This window comes from Paenibacillus sp. FSL R7-0345, assembly GCF_038595055.1.
Taxonomy (GTDB): Bacteria; Bacillota; Bacilli; order Paenibacillales; family Paenibacillaceae; genus Paenibacillus_AQ.
The window spans coordinates 4,115,484-4,134,083 of sequence record NZ_CP152002.1; the positions used below are offsets into that span (position 1 = coordinate 4,115,484).

General features: G+C 52.0%; 18 protein-coding genes. All 18 read right to left on the reverse strand.

The window, feature by feature from the left end; all coding sequences use genetic code 11:
* Window positions 1-548: 548 nt before the first annotated feature.
* Complete coding sequence (gene dapA / locus NST84_RS17530) at window positions 549-1,424, reverse strand: 4-hydroxy-tetrahydrodipicolinate synthase (protein WP_342561459.1); 876 nt, start codon at window positions 1,422-1,424, stop codon at window positions 549-551.
* Between the two features lie 15 nt (window positions 1,425-1,439).
* Window positions 1,440-2,660: an aspartate kinase gene (gene dapG, locus NST84_RS17535; protein ID WP_342561460.1), complete on the reverse strand. Its 1,221-nt coding sequence runs from the start codon at window positions 2,658-2,660 to the stop codon at window positions 1,440-1,442.
* 119 nt (window positions 2,661-2,779) lie between these two features.
* Entirely contained in the window at window positions 2,780-3,376 is a 597-nt protein-coding gene (locus NST84_RS17540; RefSeq protein ID WP_342561461.1) for a dipicolinate synthase subunit B, read from the reverse strand.
* Window positions 3,377-4,273 carry a dipicolinate synthase subunit DpsA gene (dpsA, locus tag NST84_RS17545; RefSeq protein ID WP_342561462.1) on the reverse strand — a complete coding sequence of 299 codons (897 nt, stop codon included), beginning with the start codon at window positions 4,271-4,273 and terminating at the stop codon, window positions 3,377-3,379.
* 214 nt (window positions 4,274-4,487) lie between these two features.
* On the reverse strand, window positions 4,488-4,934 hold the full coding sequence (dut, locus tag NST84_RS17550; protein WP_342561463.1) for a dUTP diphosphatase: 447 nt from the start codon (window positions 4,932-4,934) through the stop codon (window positions 4,488-4,490).
* Window positions 4,912-6,177 carry a pitrilysin family protein gene (locus NST84_RS17555; protein WP_342561464.1) on the reverse strand — a complete coding sequence of 422 codons (1,266 nt, stop codon included), beginning with the start codon at window positions 6,175-6,177 and terminating at the stop codon, window positions 4,912-4,914. Before NST84_RS17555 ends, dut begins: the two co-directional genes overlap by 23 nt.
* 79 nt (window positions 6,178-6,256) lie before the next feature.
* Window positions 6,257-7,246, reverse strand: coding sequence for a polysaccharide deacetylase family protein (locus NST84_RS17560; RefSeq protein ID WP_342561465.1), 990 nt, complete (start codon window positions 7,244-7,246; stop codon window positions 6,257-6,259).
* Window positions 7,247-7,559: 313 nt separating this feature from the next.
* Window positions 7,560-9,662, reverse strand: coding sequence for a polyribonucleotide nucleotidyltransferase (gene pnp / locus NST84_RS17565; protein ID WP_342561466.1), 2,103 nt, complete (start codon window positions 9,660-9,662; stop codon window positions 7,560-7,562).
* Window positions 9,663-9,951: 289 nt separating this feature from the next.
* Window positions 9,952-10,221, reverse strand: a complete 270-nt coding sequence (rpsO, locus tag NST84_RS17570; RefSeq protein ID WP_019910460.1) for a 30S ribosomal protein S15 — start codon at window positions 10,219-10,221, stop codon at window positions 9,952-9,954.
* Between the two features lie 148 nt (window positions 10,222-10,369).
* Window positions 10,370-11,317, reverse strand: a complete 948-nt coding sequence (locus NST84_RS17575; RefSeq protein ID WP_342561467.1) for a bifunctional riboflavin kinase/FAD synthetase — start codon at window positions 11,315-11,317, stop codon at window positions 10,370-10,372.
* A 38-nt stretch (window positions 11,318-11,355) separates the two neighbouring features.
* Window positions 11,356-12,270 (reverse strand): tRNA pseudouridine(55) synthase TruB, encoded by a 915-nt coding sequence (truB, locus tag NST84_RS17580; RefSeq protein ID WP_342561468.1) that lies wholly within the window; start codon window positions 12,268-12,270, stop codon window positions 11,356-11,358.
* Window positions 12,267-13,244 (reverse strand): bifunctional oligoribonuclease/PAP phosphatase NrnA, encoded by a 978-nt coding sequence (locus NST84_RS17585; RefSeq protein ID WP_342561469.1) that lies wholly within the window; start codon window positions 13,242-13,244, stop codon window positions 12,267-12,269. The genes truB and NST84_RS17585 overlap by 4 nt, the downstream gene beginning before the upstream one ends.
* A gap of 21 nt (window positions 13,245-13,265) precedes the next feature.
* The gene (gene rbfA / locus NST84_RS17590) at window positions 13,266-13,616 is read right to left on the reverse strand and encodes a 30S ribosome-binding factor RbfA (RefSeq protein ID WP_342561470.1); all 351 of its coding nucleotides are present in this window, start codon (window positions 13,614-13,616) and stop codon (window positions 13,266-13,268) included.
* Window positions 13,617-13,634: 18 nt separating this feature from the next.
* Entirely contained in the window at window positions 13,635-16,307 is a 2,673-nt protein-coding gene (infB, locus tag NST84_RS17595; protein ID WP_342561471.1) for a translation initiation factor IF-2, read from the reverse strand.
* The gene (locus NST84_RS17600) at window positions 16,300-16,623 is read right to left on the reverse strand and encodes a YlxQ family RNA-binding protein (protein ID WP_036724725.1); all 324 of its coding nucleotides are present in this window, start codon (window positions 16,621-16,623) and stop codon (window positions 16,300-16,302) included. Before NST84_RS17600 ends, infB begins: the two co-directional genes overlap by 8 nt.
* The gene (locus tag NST84_RS17605; RefSeq protein ID WP_042177492.1) at window positions 16,616-16,924 is read right to left on the reverse strand and encodes a YlxR family protein; all 309 of its coding nucleotides are present in this window, start codon (window positions 16,922-16,924) and stop codon (window positions 16,616-16,618) included. The genes NST84_RS17600 and NST84_RS17605 overlap by 8 nt, the downstream gene beginning before the upstream one ends.
* A gap of 31 nt (window positions 16,925-16,955) precedes the next feature.
* Window positions 16,956-18,053 (reverse strand): transcription termination factor NusA, encoded by a 1,098-nt coding sequence (nusA, locus tag NST84_RS17610; RefSeq protein WP_342561472.1) that lies wholly within the window; start codon window positions 18,051-18,053, stop codon window positions 16,956-16,958.
* A 26-nt stretch (window positions 18,054-18,079) separates the two neighbouring features.
* Entirely contained in the window at window positions 18,080-18,547 is a 468-nt protein-coding gene (gene rimP / locus NST84_RS17615; protein WP_038593427.1) for a ribosome maturation factor RimP, read from the reverse strand.
* Window positions 18,548-18,600 lie beyond the last annotated feature (53 nt).

Consider the following 18,600-nt stretch of genomic DNA (forward strand, 5'->3'; position numbering starts at 1 on the left):
CCCTCCTATGATGTTGGACGTCACCCTTTTATTTGCAAATCATTAAGCTTCATATTTCAGCGGCGCTGAACACTTTGTTCAAATTGCCGATAGCTTCCATAATGATGAACAGGGATATCGCTTTAAGTTCTGAATTATAGTCTGCTGTGTAATGCGAAAAATCCCGAAACCGAGCAGTGAGTAGCTTCTTCAAACCGGATAATATCCGTCAAACGCCACTGCCGCGCCCCTCGCGCAAAAAATTGACAGCAATAGCACAGACTTATACAAGGACTTACCCTGTCTCACAATGTAAAATAACATTGACGGAAGATTACCGCATATTTAATTAACCGCACCCAGTCACTTAAGAACATTATACATGATTTTTTTGGCAAAAGACAAGTCATCCACTATGTAAGCTTATTCTTTCCTCAGAATTCAGGCATTATTTGCGGAAAAGTTTATGCAGAAAGCTATCCAAACAGCCGGATTGCATCAAAAAAAACCGGCCCCTTAAAAAGGGATACCGGTTTCTGGCAGATTTGCGTGTAAAAAAAGATAAAGGGCTAATTCAGCAGCGCTTCGATAAAAGCGGCCTCCGCTTCATCCGGTCCGACCAGCGGGAGCCGGACTGAACCGACGTCAATTCCGCGCAGCGACAGCGCATATTTGACTGCTGCCGGATTCGGCAGCGGCCGGGGACACTCGAACAGTCCTTTGAATACAGGGAACAGCTGGCGGTGCAGCTCTCCTGCCCGCTTCACATTACCCGACAGGTAAGCTTGGATCATCTCAGACATCTGGGAGCCGATGATATGACCCGCCACACTGATAATTCCGTGCCCGCCAACCGCAAGGGTAGCCAGACCGGCAGAATCATCACCTGTATAAACATGAAAATCCTCCGGACATGCCGAAGCAATCAGCGTTATCTGATCTACAGAGGCGCACTCCTTCGTGGCCACGATATTCGGAATATCTGCCAGCCGCAGTGTCGTTGCCGCACTCATGCTCACACTTGTACGGCCGGGAACATTATAGAGAATGCAAGGCAGAGAGGTGCTGCCGGCAATGGCTGCAAAATGCTGATACAGCCCTTCCTGATTCGGTTTGTTGTAATAAGGGACGACCAGCAGGACACCGTCCACACCGATCTTTTCCGCTTCTTTTGTCAGATGTATGGAATGTCTGGTGCTGTTGGTGCCCGTTCCGGCAATGATTTTACAGCGTCCGTCTGCTTTGTCCAGCACAAAGGAAAATAACCGCAGCTTCTCCTCATCGGTTAAGGTAGGCGACTCCCCTGTCGTGCCGCAGACAACCAGCGCTTCGGATTTCTGTTCTTCGATCAGGTAATCTACTAAACGGGAGGTTCCCTCCCAGTTGATTTCTCCATCCCCGTCAAACGGGGTTACCATAGCAGTGATTAGTCTTCCGAAATCCACTTGAATTCCTCCTTGTCAGCGGTGCAATTCAAATTTGGTATGCAGTGCACGCAGCGACTGCACCATATCTTCTTTCTTTACAAGAACCCAGATGGTGGTATTGGAATCCGCTGACTGCAGGATCTGGATATTCTGCGAGCTGAGCGCCTCCACGATCCGGGCCATAATGCCCGGTACCCCGTTAATTCCGCCGCCGATGACCGAAACCTTGGCACAGCCGGATAAGCTCTTCGGCCGCAGTCCCAGCTCCTGCAGTGCAGCAATAGCCCGCTCGGATCTGTCGTCATTAACGGTATACAGCGCCTCTGTAGGCGTTACATTGATGAAGTCAACGCTAATGCCGTTGTCGGCCATGCTTTTGAAAATCTGCAGCTGAACGCCTGTGCCGTTGCCGTCAGGACATTCAACCGAAATCTGGGTAATGTTGCTCACATAGGCGATCCCGGTAACAAACCGGTCTACGATGCCATTGGATACATCATTGAATCCTTCAGGATGAGTGACCAGCGTACCCTCTGATTCCGAGAAGGTAGAGCGCACACGCACCGGAATGTTAGCCTGCATGGCAATCTCCACAGCGCGCGGATGAATAACCTTCGCCCCCTGGTAAGCCATGTTGCAGATTTCGGTATAGCTGACATAAGTCAGCGGCTTCGCATCCTCGACAATCCGCGGATCCGCCGTCAGGATTCCGTCCACATCGGTATAAATGTCGACCATATCGGCGCGGAGTGCAGCCCCGAGTGCAGTTGCCGACGTATCGCTTCCGCCTCTGCCAAGAGTCGTGAAATCCCCGGCTTCGGTCTGACCCTGAAACCCGGTTACTATTACTACTTTATGCTCGCGCAGTTCGCGTAGAATCCGTTCGGTACGCACATCGAGAATTCTTGCATTTCCGTAATTGCTGTCCGTCAAAAAGCCCGCCTGGGCTCCTGTCAGTACAGTGGCACGGATGCCCTGCTCCTCCAGCAGTCCGCACAACGTCGTCGCCGAGATGATCTCCCCGCAGCACATCAGCAGGTCCTTCTCGCGGTCAGGCAGCGCATTGCCGTTCTGTACAGCCCAGTCCAGCAGGGTGTCGGTAGCATAAGGCTCGCCTTTGCGGCCCATCGCAGACACGACTACTACAAGATTAAATCCGCCTGCCAGCTCCCGCTTGACGTGGCGGATGACATGCTCTCTGGCCGCTGGTGTGGAAAGCGAGGTTCCGCCGAATTTTTGCACTAGAATACCCATCGTATAATTCCTCCATAACTTCTATGAACAAGCTAAAAAGAGCTGAACCGCCCTCAGCATGAGGACGGCGCAAGTAAGGCTTATAAATCAGGTTAGGTCTGCCCAGGCAGACCTCCATGTTATGCTGAATGAAACCGTTCGATAATCATCGGCTGCAGCTGTTTGCCCTGCAGAGCGGCATAGCAGGCTTCGGGAATAAGCTCCATGCGCGCTACGAGCGAATTGGGCTTGCCCTCAGGGTTATCCTGGCCGAACGGCACAAAATAAATATGTTTGGCTACCAGAAGCTTCGCAATATTCGCCGCATTCAGCCCCAGGCCGTCATTGGTCGAAATGGCCAGCACAAGCGGGCGGCCGTTGCGCATCTGCGACTTCGCAGCCATCAGAACAGGACTGTCTGTCATGGCGTTAGCCAGCTTGCTCGTCGTATTGCCTGTGCAGGGAGCTATTGTCAGCACATCGAGCAGCTTGGATGGACCCAGCGGTTCCGCATCAACAATTGTAGAAATGATATCATTCCCCGTTATATCTTTCAACTGTTTTAGCCAATTTTCCGAAGTGCCGAACCGGGTGTCGGTATTCAGTACAGAGGCGGACACAATCGGCACCACGTTCGCTCCCCCGTCCATAAACCGCTGAATCTGCGGCATCACCTCAGCAAAAGTGCAGTGTGAGCCGGTAATAGCATAACCTACTGTTTTTCCGTGCCAATCCATTTATTGGTCCCCCTTAGTTAGAATCTCCTCCGAGATCGACTGCACCAGCGCGTTGCCCATAATCATCCCGGCACTTTTCGGGGCGACAATCCCGGGCAGCCCGGGTGCAAGAATCGCCTTAATGCCGCGTTTCTCCGCATACCGGAAGTCACATCCGCCCGGCGCCGAGGCCAGATCAATAATGACGCTACTCTTGGGAACACGGGAAAGAATCTGTGCGGTAATAATCATGTTTGGTATCGTATTAAAAATCAGATCGGTGTCGCCCACCTGCTGCAGCAGGTCCCCGGTCATAAACGGCTTCCAGCCCATCTCTGCCGCCCGGGCAAAATGGTCCTGCTTCCTTACGCCCACCTTCACTATAGAGCCCAGCCCCTGCAGCGCCCTTGCCATGGTAAAGCCGGTACGCCCCATCCCGAGCACCATGGAGGTAGAGCCGTGAATGGTAAAATCAGTATTCTGAATAGCCATAACCAGCGCACCTTCCGCTGTCGGAATCGAGTTATAGATCGCCACATCGTCCCGGTTCAGCAGCTCGATGAGCTTGAGCTTATGCTTTGCGCACAGGCTGCGCAGATAGCTTTTAGCTATGCCGGTATATACTGTACAACCTGCCGGCAGGGCCGCAGCATGCTCCTCCAGCAGCTGCAGACGGCCGGATGAAAACAGTGCGTTGATATTCCCTTCCTCATCACAGCCTACTGTAGGCAGCACCAGCACATCCGCATTGCCGAGCAGCTCCAGTGACAGCTCCTCCAGGTTCACCCCCGGGCTAGGAGTTTCCCATTTCTCGAATCCCGCTGCGCTGACCGCCGCATCCATTTCCACACATTTTCGAATCACTTCAAGCTGTCTCGCGTCCCCGCCCAGGAACACGATCCTGATGCCAGTAAGCATAGGGATGACGCTCCTTTCCACATACACTATCGACTATAAAGCATCTTATGCCGGGTCCGGCGGATGGGTGAAAAGCGGAGAAGAATTCCTGGGCGTTAACCGTACATCACATTAAATCACTCAAAGCCTTAAAACGAAAAAAAGCTTGCAGACAGCGCCCGTCACAGGCGTTATCTGCAAGCTTTTGTATCACATTAAATCTAAACAGGCCGTATTACTTTCCGGTGTGGCCAAAGCCGCCGGCGCCGCGCACTGTCTCAGACAGTTCTTCCACTTCCACCATGGTTACTGCGGGAACTGCCTGGAACACCATCTGCGCAATCCGCTCATTGCGGGCAATCGCAAACGGCTCCTGGCCGAGGTTAATCAGCAGCACTTTGATTTCGCCGCGGTAATCGGCATCGATCGTTCCCGGTGTATTCAGGCAGGTGATGCCATGCTTGAATGCCAGCCCGCTGCGCGGCCGGATCTGTGCCTCCAGCCCGTCCGGCATCGCCAGGGCAATACCTGTAGGGATCAGGGCGCGCTCCCCGGGAGCCAGCACTACAGGCTCTGCTACTGAGGCATGAAGGTCAAAGCCTGAAGCCTGCTCTGACATTTTGCGCGGCAGCTGCACATCCTCATTTCCCGGAAGCTTGTTAATTTGAACGTGATAAGACAAGATCATCTCTCCTAACATTGGCAATCGCTTTATCTGTTGAGCCGACCATCGCCAGTGCGAGAGGTTCAGCAAACATATGGTCCAGCAGCCGGTTCACATCGTCCATCGTTACCCGGCTGATTTTTTCAATCATATCGTCAAGTGTATCATGTCTTCCCAGCATCAGCTCGTTTTTACCGATCCGGTTCATCCGGCTGCTCGTGCTTTCCAGACTGAGGATCAGGCTGCCCTTGAGCTGCTCTTTCCCTTTTCTCAGCTCATCCTCACTGATGCCCTTTACAGCCAGCTCCTGCATCATTTCCTTGATCAGCTCTGTAACTTCCTTCGTCTGTTTGGGCGCAGTTCCCGCATACACGGTAAACAGGCCGCTGTCCACCTGGGAGCTGTGGTACGAATAAACAGAATAGGCAAGTCCGCGCTTCTCGCGGATCTCCTGGAACAGGCGTGAGCTCATTCCGCCGCCGACCGTATTGTTCAGCAGCACCATCGGATACTGCAGCGGACCGCCGCTCTGGACGCCCGGCAGGGATATACAGATATGGTTCTGCTCGGTTTTTTTGCGGTGGAACAGCAGCCCGCCCTGATAATCAGGCGCTGTCAGCTCCGGAGCCTGGCCATGATTGTCAAATGCGCCGAAATGGCGCTCCAGCAGTTCGATCAGTCCGTCGTTAATGTTCCCTGCTACGCTGATCACTGTATTTTCAATCGTATACTGCTCTTTCATATAAGCATGCAGATCGTCAGGCGTCATTTCCAGCAGGCGCTCCTTGAGGCCTAGGATCGAATAAGCAAGCGGATGCTCCCCGTAGGCGGCGGCACTCATCAGATCATGCACCAGGTCATCCGGAGTGTCCTCGCACATGGCGATTTCCTCAAGAATGACGTTCTTTTCTTTAGCCAGCTCTTCCGCGTCCATCTTTGAACGGAAAAACATATCCGACAGCACATCCACCGCAATCGGCAGATGCTCATCCAGCACTTTTGCATAATAGCAGGTATATTCCTTTGAGGTAAAGGCATTGACGTTGCCGCCAATCGCATCGAACTGTTCAGCTATATCCTTGGCGCTAAAGCGGCCGGTGCCTTTAAACAGCATATGTTCAATGAAATGCGAAATGCCGTTGTTTAAGGGATTCTCATTGCGCGAACCGGTTCTGACCCAGATTCCAAAGGAAACGGACCGGCCGGTAGGAATTTTCTCCGTCACTACTCGCAGGCCGTTCGATAACACTATTTTTTCCAATTGTACGTCCTCCTGGCATAGCCCTGTTTCTGTCCTGTCTTTTTATTAAGCGAATTTAATCCTACCAGAAAATAGCGGCTCACTCAACATCAGAGGGCAGCAGCCGCTCCGCTGACAATGTCTCGCTGACGGTTCCGAGCTTCAGGCCTTTTGCCTTGACCGCCCGGATCATGCCTTTCAGCGCCTTGGAAGATGAGGCAGTGGGATGCATCAGCACGAGTGTCCCGGGCTCTGCCTTTGCGCTGATTTTGGCGATAATGCTGTCAGGTGCAGGATTGCGCCAGTCTACCGTATCCAGGGTCCAGAGCACCGTCTTCAGCCCGAGCGCCGCAGCGATCTCTACCGTCTCCTGATCAAAATCGCCTGACGGCGGGGCAAACCACTGATTGGTGACGCCCAGGCTCTCTTTTAACAGCAGCTGCGTCTTCTGAATTTCGGCGGTTGCTCTGGCTCTGCTCAATGTACTCATATTCGGATGAGTGTAAGCATGGTTTTCCATCTCATGCCCGCGCTTCTGCATTTCGGCCGCAAGCTCCTTGTTTTTGCTCAGCCAGCTGCCGTCCAGAAAAAAGGTCACCTTCACCTGTTCCTCATCCAGGATATCAAGCATCGGCTTAATATACTCATTGCCCCAGGCCACATTGATCATGAAGGCTACCATAGGTTTGGCCGGATTGCCGCGGTAGATCGGATAGGCTCCCAAATCATTTAAGGAAACCTTGGGCTGCTTCTGGCGGTAGACCAGCTTTAACCCTTCTCCAGGCCCCTGCAGCAGGGTACTCCGGTAAGTAGCCTCTACATCTACCTCAAGACCGTTATAACCCGGAATAGCCTTCCATACGCGGTCCACAGTGGCATCCACCGGCGGTGCGTTAAGCTCGGCTGCTTTTTGCTCAACCTGTGCCCGCAGATCTTTGCTCCCCTTCTTCTCGGGTATGGCAGCATTTACTGCCAGAGCATCCTGCGGCTTCAGCTGTGCCAGCATCTCCTTTACCGGCCCGTCGGTGCTGCCTATTCCGATTACAATAGCGATACAGGCCAGCACAAGGGCCGCCTTATCCGTTTTCATGCGTCTGTCCTCCCCGGCTAGATACGGTCTACACCGTCCCGCACAGCACGTACAGGACGCTTTGTCCCAGCCTATGCCCTAGCGAAGGGGATTATGACAGCAAGAAGAAACGGCTTTGCCGTCCTTAAGGGATGGTATCCGTTTCTGCGCGAAATAGAAGGATTATTTATGGTGTGCAGCATATAAACTCTTATATTTCAAAATGACCCCACAGCGTGGGGTCTTTCCCTTTAGCATAAATATTAAAAAAGAGCCAGAATGCATAAGCTTCTGTCTCTTCTTCATACATATCCTTAGAACGGTATGTGAAGGCTTATGCCTTCGCTCCGCTCTCTGCAGTCAATACTGCCTTACGCGACAGGTTAACGCGGCCCTGCTGGTCGATTTCGGTTACTTTTACGGTAATGGTATCACCGATAGCAACAACGTCCTCTACCTTGGCTACGCGCTCTGTGGACAGCTGGGAAATGTGAACCAGGCCGTCTTTGCCGGGAATCAGTTCCACAAACGCACCGAACTTCTCAATACGGCGGACTGTACCCACATAGATTTCACCAACCTGAACTTCCTTCACAATACCTTCGATGATACCGCGGGCTTTCTGGATCATTGCTTCATCGGAAGATCCGATAAATACGCGTCCGTCCTGTTCGATATCGATCTTCACGCCGGTTTCTTCAATGATCTTGTTGATAATCTTGCCGCCTGCACCAATAACATCGCGGATTTTGTCCGGGTTGATGTTGATGATGATGATCTTAGGCGCATATTGGGACAGGCTAGGTCTTGGCTCAGAGATAGCTTCCATCATTTTGCCGAGGATGAACAAACGTCCTTCTCTGGCTTGCTCCAATGCTTCCTGCAGGATCTTACGGTCAATACCGGCAATTTTGATATCCATCTGGATTGCTGTTACGCCTTCAGCAGTACCTGCTACTTTAAAGTCCATATCTCCGAGGTGATCTTCCATGCCCTGGATGTCTGTCAGGATCGAGACATGCTCTCCGTCTTTGATCAGACCCATTGCTACACCGGCTACAGGAGCCTTGATCGGTACGCCTGCATCCATCATTGCGAGGATACTCGCACAGATACTTGCCTGGGAAGTCGAGCCGTTGGATTCGATGGCTTCCGATACCAGACGAATAGTGTACGGGAATTCTGTTTCACTAGGAATAACTTTGGACAAAGCGCGTTCTCCCAGTGCCCCGTGACCGATTTCCCGGCGGCCCGGTGCTCTCAGCGGACGGGCTTCCCCTACGCTGAACGGCGGGAAGTTATAGTGATGCATGAAACGTTTGGTTTCAGTCGGGTCGATTCCGTCGAGAATCTGTACATCACCAAGCGCACCAAGTGTACACACGCTGAGGATTTGGGTCTGTCCGCGGGTAAAGAGTCCGGAACCGTGTGTACGCGGCAGCAGTGCTGTATCGCATTCAATCGGACGGATCTCATCCAGCTTACGGCCATCTGGACGCACTTTATCATGCGTGATCAGGCGGCGCACTTCATCCTTGACGATATCATGCAGTACTTCCTTAACATCCTTCAGCAGCTCAGGTGTTTCTATGTATTTCTCCACGAAATACTCCACTGTTTCACTGTTGATCAGATCGATAGCGTCCTGGCGCGCATGCTTCTCGGCGATTTTAACGGCTTCCACCAGACGGTCTCCGGCAAAAGCACGAACCTCAGTGTTTACGTCAGCATTTACCGCATGCAGCTTCACGGCCATTTTTTCTTTACCGGCTACTGCAACCAGTTCTTCAATAACAGCAACGATCTTGCGGATTTCTTCATGTCCGAACATGATGGCTTCCAGCATCACGTCCTCAGGCACTTCATTCGCTTCCGCTTCCACCATCATAATGGCATCTTTAGTTCCGGCAACCACGACATAGATGTCGCTGGCTTCCTGCTGGGCAACGTCAGGATTAATGACAAACTCCCCATTGATCCGGCCGACAGCTACTCCGCCGATTGGTCCGTCGAACGGCACATCGGAAATGCTCAGGGCAGCAGAAGTACCGATCATCGCAGCGATGTCAGGTGCACAATTCTGGTCCACGCTCATTACCATGTTCAATACTTGAACATCGTTACGGAATCCTTCTGGGAACAGAGGACGGATTGGACGGTCAGTCAGACGGCTGGACAAAATTGCCTTCTCACTCGGTCTGCCTTCGCGCTTGATGAATCCGCCCGGAATTTTACCTACTGCATATAGTCTTTCTTCATAGTTCACAGTAAGCGGGAAAAAATCCAGATCCTTAGGCTCACTGGAAGCAGTGACTGTACACAAGACTGCAGTATCTCCGTAGCGGACCATTACAGCAGCATTTGCCTGTTTGGCAAGGCGCCCGGTTTCCAGCACAAGGCGTCTTCCGCCAAGCTGCATTTCTACACGTTGTTCCATAAAACCCCTCCTTGAATGGTAGTAAGCCTGCCATTATTGCCGCAGGCTTTATCGTTGTTTCATAAAGTGAAATGAACTGAAAACCGTCTAACACCGGTTCTATATGTTCAACAAGCAAAAACGGCTTGTCCTCCATAAAGGTAAAATAGCCGTTTGTGCGAATCATATCCTTTTTACAACTGGAAAAATCTCCGTAAATTTTCAAAAAGCAACCCGGCTGTCCCGTTGTCGATCGTAAGAAGGACATACGGTATACAACCAGGCTGCTTTAAAGTTACTCTTATGGAAATTAGCGACGCAATCCCAGTTTTTCGATCAGGGCGCTGTAACGTCTGATGTCTTTGTTCTTCAAATACGCCAGCAGTTTACGACGTTGTCCAACCATCTTCAGCAGTCCGCGACGGGAATGATGATCCTTCTTGTGCGTACGCAAGTGGTCAGTCAAATTAACGATGTTCTCCGTAAGGATAGCAACTTGCACCTCAGGGGATCCTGTATCGGATTCGTGAGTTTTGTGCTCGTCGATCAATTGGTGTTTACGTTCTTGAGTCAATGCCATCCTGTTCACCTCCTTCATTATAATCGCCAGTAGCCTCGTCACCGTCGGTGAGAACGTGCAACCAAGCTAAGGTTATGATGCTGTCATTCCAGCAACGTTAATCAGTATAGCATCTTCGAAGGCAAAAGTAAACGCATGTCCGATAATATTATGAAGAATAACCCAGCAGCTCTTTTGCTGTCCCGGCATCCTTCGCAATCTGCGAGATCAGCGCGTCAATCGACTCGAACTTCCGTTCAGGTCGGATGAAGGCTTCAAGCTCGACCTTCAGCTCCTGTCCGTAAATGTCTGAGGCGAAATCGAACAGATGCACCTCAAAGCTTGGCGCCGCCATCCCGTCATGGAAGGTAGGCTTAACACCGACATTCATGACTCCGTACAGGATTTCATCCTTATAGAAAACCCTAACGGCATAAACTCCCTTAGCCGGTATCACATAGCGGTCTTCAAGCTGAAGATTGGCTGTCGGGAATCCGATGGTCCGTCCGCGCTTCTCACCATGCCCGACAATTCCGCGCAGATGATACGGGCGACCGAACCAGCTGTTTGCAAGAGTCAGATCACCGCTGTGCAGGCTTCTCCGGATTCCCGAGCTGCTTACCTTCTCCCCGTTAAGCAGGAATGGCGGAACCGTCTCTACGCTCATTGATCCCTGCCCAAGTTCACGCAGCATGTCCGCATCCCCTTCGCCCAGATAACCGAAGCGGAAATCAAAACCGACTACGGCGGTTACAATCTGCAGCGGCAGCAGCATCACGGACACGAAATCCTGCGGACTGACCCGGGAGAGCTGCTCATTAAATTCTATTATATACAAAATATCGACACCCATACCGGCCAGAACTTCCTGCTTGTCTTTAGACGGGGTCAAATATCCATCATAATCGCCTTTGCCCATAACATCCTTGGGATGAGGATGAAAGGTCATCACTGCAGCCGGAATGCCTTGTCTGCGGGCCAGAGCAACAGCGGATGTAATGACGCTGGCATGTCCCCGGTGCAGCCCGTCGAACTGTCCCAGAGCGGCTACTTGTGGCTGAGCCCACTCCGCTGCAGTCTCCGGCAGTATTGGATAGCTTAAGGTTACGGTTCTCACGCTGTTTTTCACCTACAATTCACAAATAAGATTCATAATTAGCGCTGTGCAAATACTTTAACCGGAGCAATGGCTCTCATCTCATCCAGCTTGTAAATACCGAGAAACTCGCCTGCAGTGTCATACAGCCGGAAATCGCCGTTATCCTTCACCTCAGGCACTACAAACCGGAGGGATAGTCGCTGTCCCTGCAGGGCAGCCATTTTCTTCTCATCACTGACTGTATGCCGGGGCAGGTGGGAGATGGCTTCATCCGCAGCAATCAGATGCTGCTGCAGCGTACCGTTGTCCTTGTGCTCCGCAATCTGTTCAAGTGTCAGACAGTGGCTGGCAGAGATTCCGGCAGACATCGTACGTGTGAGTTCAACCATAACGCCGGGCAGTCCAAGCGCACGGCCGATATCGACACATAGCGTACGGATATAAGTCCCTTTAGAGCAAAGTACACGGAAGGTAATGTCAGGATAATTGCCGTTCCAGACCATATCCTTCATTTCAATCTCATAGATTTCCACTTCCCTGCTCTTGCGCTCGACTGTCTTGCCTTCTCTGGCCAGCTCATAAAGACGTTTACCGTCAACCTTGACCGCCGAGTACATAGGCGGCACCTGTGAGATAACCCCTTTGAACGATTCCAGTACAGCCAACACTTCAGCCTCGGTAACCTGTACTTCCTCTACTGATTCCGTAATTGTCCCTGTCATATCCTCGGTATCGCTCGACAGGCCCAGACGCAGTGTCGCTACATATTCCTTGGGAAGCTCTTGTATGTACTCCACTACCCGGGTGGCCCGTCCAAGACACAGCGGCAGCACACCGGTCACTTGCGGATCCAGTGTCCCGGTGTGGCCAATCCGCTTCATACCAAGAATGCGCCGCGCTTTGGCAACCACATCATGAGATGTAAAGCCTGCCGGCTTAAATACCGCCAGTACACCAGTAAGCTCGCTCATAGATGACGTCTGACCTCCTGAAGCACCAGCGCAACCGCTTCATCGAGTGTTCCGTCGATGCGTGCACCAGCTGCCCGGGTATGTCCGCCTCCGCCGAATACCTGTGCCAGTGCAGCCACGTCCACCTTGCCGGCAGAACGCAGGCTTGCTTTAACGGCATGCTCGTTGATTACCTTGAACAGGATGCCGACTTCCACACCGCGAATGTTACGCGGGTAATTCACGATGCCTTCCAGATCTTCATTCGCCGCACCGCAATCGATCATATCCTGCGGAGTGACATGCAGCCAGGCGATATCCCCTTCAGGAGACAGCTGCAGGGTGCCCAGCGCTCGGTTCAACACTTTTACCTGGGCCAGAGTCATTTCCTCCAGCAGATTCTCCGCCAGCTCAGGACCGTTCACACCCATTGCCAGCAGTTCGGAAACGGCTGCCATAACCTTGGGGGAAGTATTTGTATAGCGGAAGCCGCCGGTGTCTGTCAGCAGTCCGGTGTAAATGGCTGTAGCAATATCAAGGTCCCATTCTACCTGAAACGTCTTCAGCAGGTCGAACAAAATTTCTGCAGTCGCAGCCGCATCCGGCTTAATCAGCGTAACGAGGCCGTAACCATTATTGGTTGGATGATGATCAATATTAAGGATGGCCGCATCGCTGGCGAAATGACGCTGAGTCAGGCCCACACGCTGAAAATCCGCACAATCGACACAAATGATATTGCTGTATTGGCGGGGCAGCTCACCTTCCGCCAGGTTCACGATTTCACCGGCATGCCATAAATATTCCATCCGCTGCGGGATCGGACCTTCATTCAGCATAGTATATTTTTTGCCCAGACATGAGAGAAGCCAGCCCACCGCAAGGGTGGAGCTGACTGCATCTCCGTCCGGCTGAACATGCGACACTACAAGATAATCGTCGTGTTCCAGCAGAAACTCACGGGTCTGCTGGAGACTTTGTTCATAGCTCTGCATTCGCCGTCTCCTTTATGTTTCCTAGCTTTCCTCGTGCTTGATCTCACCGAGCAGCTTTTCAATATGACTTCCGTAAGCTACGGATTCGTCAATCTTGAAGATCAGCTCAGGCGTATGGCGCAGGCGGATCGCCTTGCCAAGCTCAGAGCGGAGAAAGCCACCCGCTTTCTCGATCGCTTTGAGTGAAGCATTCTGCTGCTCCGCGTCGCCGAATACGCTCAGATATACTTTGGCCTGCGACAGATCGTTTGTCACGTCTACGCCGGTTACGGTGACGAACCCGACACGCGGGTCCTTCAGACCGCTCTGGATAAGCTGGCTGAGCTCTTTTTTGATCTGCTCGCCAACCCGTCCTGCTCTGATTTTAGACATTTGTATTCACCTCTTCGCTTAGCGCTCTACCTTTTCCATGATGAACGCTTCGATAACGTCCCCCTCTTGGAGGTCATTATAGCGTTCCAAAGTTATGCCGCATTCATAACCTTGCGCCACTTCTTTTGCATCATCCTTGAAGCGCTTCAAGGTATCGATCTTGCCTTCGAAGACGACAATTCCGCCGCGGACCAGGCGCATTTCGGCATTGCGGGTGATTTTGCCGTCTGTAACCATACAGCCTGCAACACTGCCCACTTTGCTGATTTTGAAGACGTTGCGCACTTCAGCGTGACCGATAATATTTTCTTTGAAGACCGGATCAAGCATGCCCTTCATGGCACTTTCGATCTCTTCAATTACGTTGTAGATGATGTTGTGCAGACGCACATCAACCTTTTCCTGCTCTGCAGCAGCTTTGGTCTGAGCGTCTGGGCGGACGTTGAAGCCGATTACGATGGCATTGGATGCTGCGGCCAAAGTAATATCAGATTCTGTAATGGCGCCGGCACCGCTATGAATAATCTTCACGCGTACGCCTTCAACCTCAATTTTCGCCAAGGAGCCTTTCAGCGCCTCAATCGAACCTTGCACGTCACCCTTAATGATTACGTTCAGGTCTTTAATCTCGCCGTCTTTAATGTGCTTGAACAGGTCATCCAGCGTAACGCGGGTATTGGTGTTCAGCTCGGATTGACGCTGGGTAGTCGAACGTCTGTCAGCAATTGCACGGGCTTTACGCTCATCTTCAAAGGCCATAAACGGATCGCCCGCCTGCGGCACTTCGGTCAGACCGGTAATTTCCACTGGAGTGGAAGGTCCCGCTTCCTTGATTTTGCGTCCCTTGTCATTTACCATAGCGCGGACACGTCCGAAGCAGTTACCTGCAACAAAGGCGTCTCCGACTTTCAGCGTACCGTTCTGTACGAGAATCCGGGCAACCGGACCACGGTTTTTGTCAAGCTCAGCTTCTATAACAGTACCGCGTGCCCGTTTGTCAGGGTTCGCTTTGTACTCGTTGACTTCTGCTACAAGCAGGATCATTTCCAGCAGCTCTTCCAGGTTAATGCGCTGTTTGGCGGACAGGTTAACGAAGATGGTGTCTCCGCCCCACTCTTCCGGTACCAGCTCATAGTTGGTAAGCTCCTGCTTCACACGGTCTGGGTCTGCACCCGGCTTATCGATCTTGTTAACAGCAACAATGATTGGAAGCCCGGCAGCCTTCGCGTGGTTGATTGCTTCTACCGTCTGAGGCATAACACCGTCATCGGCAGCTACCACGATAATGGTCATATCTGTTACTTGAGCACCGCGGGCACGCATGGCGGTAAACGCTTCGTGACCCGGAGTATCCAGGAATGTAATTTTCTTGTGGTTGATTTCGACCTGATACGCACCGATGTGCTGAGTAATCCCGCCGGCTTCGCCACCGGTTACGTTGGTCGAACGGATCGCATCCAGCAATGTTGTTTTACCATGGTCAACGTGACCCATGATCGTAACAACCGGCGGACGGCTCTGCAGATCCTCATCGGAATCGTTCTCTTCCACCGTTTCAAAGCTGTCTTCATCAACAGGAATCTTCACTTCTACTTCTACGCCGAATTCTCCGGCCAGGAGCAGAATAGTGTCGATATCAAGCTCCTGGTTGATGGTCGCCATAACGCCCATCAGGATCAGCTTCTTGATGACTTCGGAAGCATCCTTATGCAGCAGTTTGGCTGTTTCGCCAACGGTCATGCTGCCGCGGACAATAATCTTCTTCGGTGTGTTGTCAATCTTCTCACGGTGTACGACCGGCTGGTTTCTGCCGCGGCCATTCTTGCCGCCACGGTTGTTGCGGAAATTGCCGCCTTTACCGTCTTCAAACCGTTTTTGACCGCTGTTGTTGTTCGGTCTGCCACCCGTAGTGTTCTTCTTCGGGCCTCTGTCGCCGCCGCGGGAGAAATCACCGCCGCCGCCCTGTCCTTGCGGACGGCTGTCTGTGCGGGGAGCACTGCTCTGAGGACGGTCGCCGGTACGCGGAGCACCGCCGCCTTGTCCTTGCGGACGGCTGCCTGTGCCGCTGCCCTGCGGACGGTTGCCGCCGCTGTTGCTGCCCTGTGGACGGTTACCGCCGCTGTTGCTGCCTTGCGGACGGTTGCCGCCAGTGGAGCCGCCCTGCGGACGGTTACCGCCGGTGGAGCTGCCCTGCGGGCGGTTGCCGCCGGTGGAGCTGCCTTGCGGACGGTTACCGCCAGTGGAGCTGCCCTGCGGACGGTTGCCGCCGGTGGAGCTGCCTTGCGGGCGGGAGTTCTGGGTGGAGCCTGATGTAGTTCTGCGGGAATCTTGTCCGCTTTGGGGCCTTGACGACGTTGTCGATTGGTTGTTGTTTTGGTTACTGTTCATACCTACCTGCTTTTCCGGTTGATTTTTGTTGGCATTCTGAGTACTTTGGGGTACGGCGGTTACCGCTCCGGCTGAAACCGGGCGGCTGCTGGTGCCCGTGTCCCGCTTGACTGCAGCATTTGATTTAATGTCCTTAAAAAACTGCTCCACTTTATTTACAGAGCCGTTCTCCATCACACTCATATGATTATTCACAGGAACATTCAAACGCTTCAGAATTGTAATAATTTCCTTACTGCTCATATTCAGTGACTTTGCGTACTCATATACGCGCAGTTTATCCTTATTATCTTCTTTAGTCAATAACTCCACCTCCGACAGTATCTCCAAGCGTTCTGGAGATCATTTCCGCGAATCCTTTATCCGTAACGGCCAGCACTACGCGCTGGTCTTTACCAATACTTGCACCGAGTTCATCCCGGTGAAATGCGATTACTAGTGGAATATCGTAGGTTCCGCACTTATCACGGAACTTTTTTTGGGTATTATCTGAAGCGTCACCTGCCAGGACGACCAGCTTCGCCTCTGAAGACCGCACTGCTTTGAGTACAGCCTCATCTCCGGTGACAATCTTGCCTGCTCTCATCGCAAGCCCTAAATAAGAAAGGGTTTTACTCATTGTCCTCACTGTCCTTTGCTGCTAGAAATTCTTCCTCGACGGATGCAAAATCCCTGGCCAGCTGGGCATAGATTTCAGGACTCACCTGACACTTTAATGCTCGGTCAAGCGCTTTGTTTTTTTGTGCCAGTTTAAAGCATTCCAGTTTGCCGCAGATATACGCCCCGCGTCCTGATTTTTTGCCCGTCAGATCAATCATCACTTCGCCGTCCGGTGTACGGACCACGCGGATCAGTTCTTTCTTGGGCATCATCTCCTGACTGGCAACACATTTGCGCAGCGGAACCTTCTTTTGCTTCAATTTAATCGCCTCCCGTCAGTCAACAGCCAGATTAATCGATGGAGACGGAATCCTGATGCATTTCATCGTTATACGTTTTCGGTCTGCCGTATTCCTGCTCCGCTTGCGTCTCGCTCTTGATATCAATTTTCCAGCCGGTCAGCTTGGCGGCCAGACGGGCATTCTGCCCCTTAATACCGATAGCCAGCGACAACTGATAGTCAGGCACGATAACGCGGGCCATCTTCTCAGCTTCAAAGACTTGAACTTCAAGCACCTTGGACGGGCTGAGGGCATTGGCCACGTATTCCTGCACCGCTTCGGAGTAACGCACGATGTCAATCTTCTCGCCGCGCAGCTCAGTCACGATTGTCTGGACACGTGTACCTCTAGGACCTACACAGGAGCCGACCGGATCAACCTCTTCATTGCGGGAAAATACAGCAATCTTCGAACGGAAGCCTGCTTCACGGGCAACAGAACGAATTTCAACGACTCCGTCAAAAATTTCAGGCACTTCCAGCTCGAACAGACGCTTGAGCAGGCCAGGATGGCTGCGGGACAGCATAATCTGCGGACCCTTCGTTGTGTTCTCCACCTTGGTGATGTATGCCTTGATCCGCTCGCTCTGCTTGAACTTCTCCCCCGGCATCAGTTCGCTGAGCGGCAGCACCGCTTCGATTTTGCCGAGATCGACGTAAATATTGCGCATATCCTGGCGCTGTACAAGGCCGGTAACAATATCATCTTCCTTATCAATAAAAGCGTTATAGATAAGTCCGCGTTCCGCTTCACGGATACGCTGGGTAACGACCTGCTTCGCGGTCTGTGCGGCAATACGTCCGAAATCGCGCGGTGTTACTTCAAGCTCGGCGACATCTTCCAGCTGGAAATGCGGGTTGATTTCTCTTGCCGCAGGCAAGGAAATCTCAGTTCTGGCGTCGAGAACCTCCTCGACAACCATCTTGCGTGCAAACACTTTAATTACGCCTGTGTTGCGGTTCATATCCACACGCACGTTCTGCGCCGCATTGAAGTTGCGTTTATAGCTGGAGATCAGCGCAGCTTCGATGGCTTCAAACAGCACATCCTTACTGATGCCTTTCTCCCTTTCCAGTTCATTCATAGCTTCAATAAAATCCATACTCATGAAATTCCGGTCCCCCTTTCAAAACGTTAAAAAATAATGGCCAATCTCGCGCTGGCGACTTTGGCATACGGCACAACATGTTCTTTTTTGCCCGCGGAGATGAGCAGTTCCTCATTCTCGAACGAGAGCAAACGGCCCTCGAATTCCTTAAGGCCCTGAATCGGCTCATAAACCGTTACATATACGTCCTTGCCTACCGCCTTGGCTACATCCGCTGCCTTTTTGAGCGGACGTTCAGCTCCGGGAGAGGAAACCTCCAGGAAATAAGCTTCAGGAATCGGATCATTCTCATCCAGCTTTGAGCTGAAATATTCGCTGATGGCACCACAGTCATCAATATCAATGCCGCCTTCTTTATCTACGAATATGCGCAAAAACCAGTTGGAACCTTCCTTCACGTATTCAACATCCACCAGTTCGAAACCATTGTCCTCAAGATAGGACCCGAGCATCTGCTCTACCGTTTGTTTGATTTTGGATTTGGGTGTGCTCAAAAGAAAATTACCTCCACGAACTTGTCTTTTGCTATATACCAAAGATAAAGAGT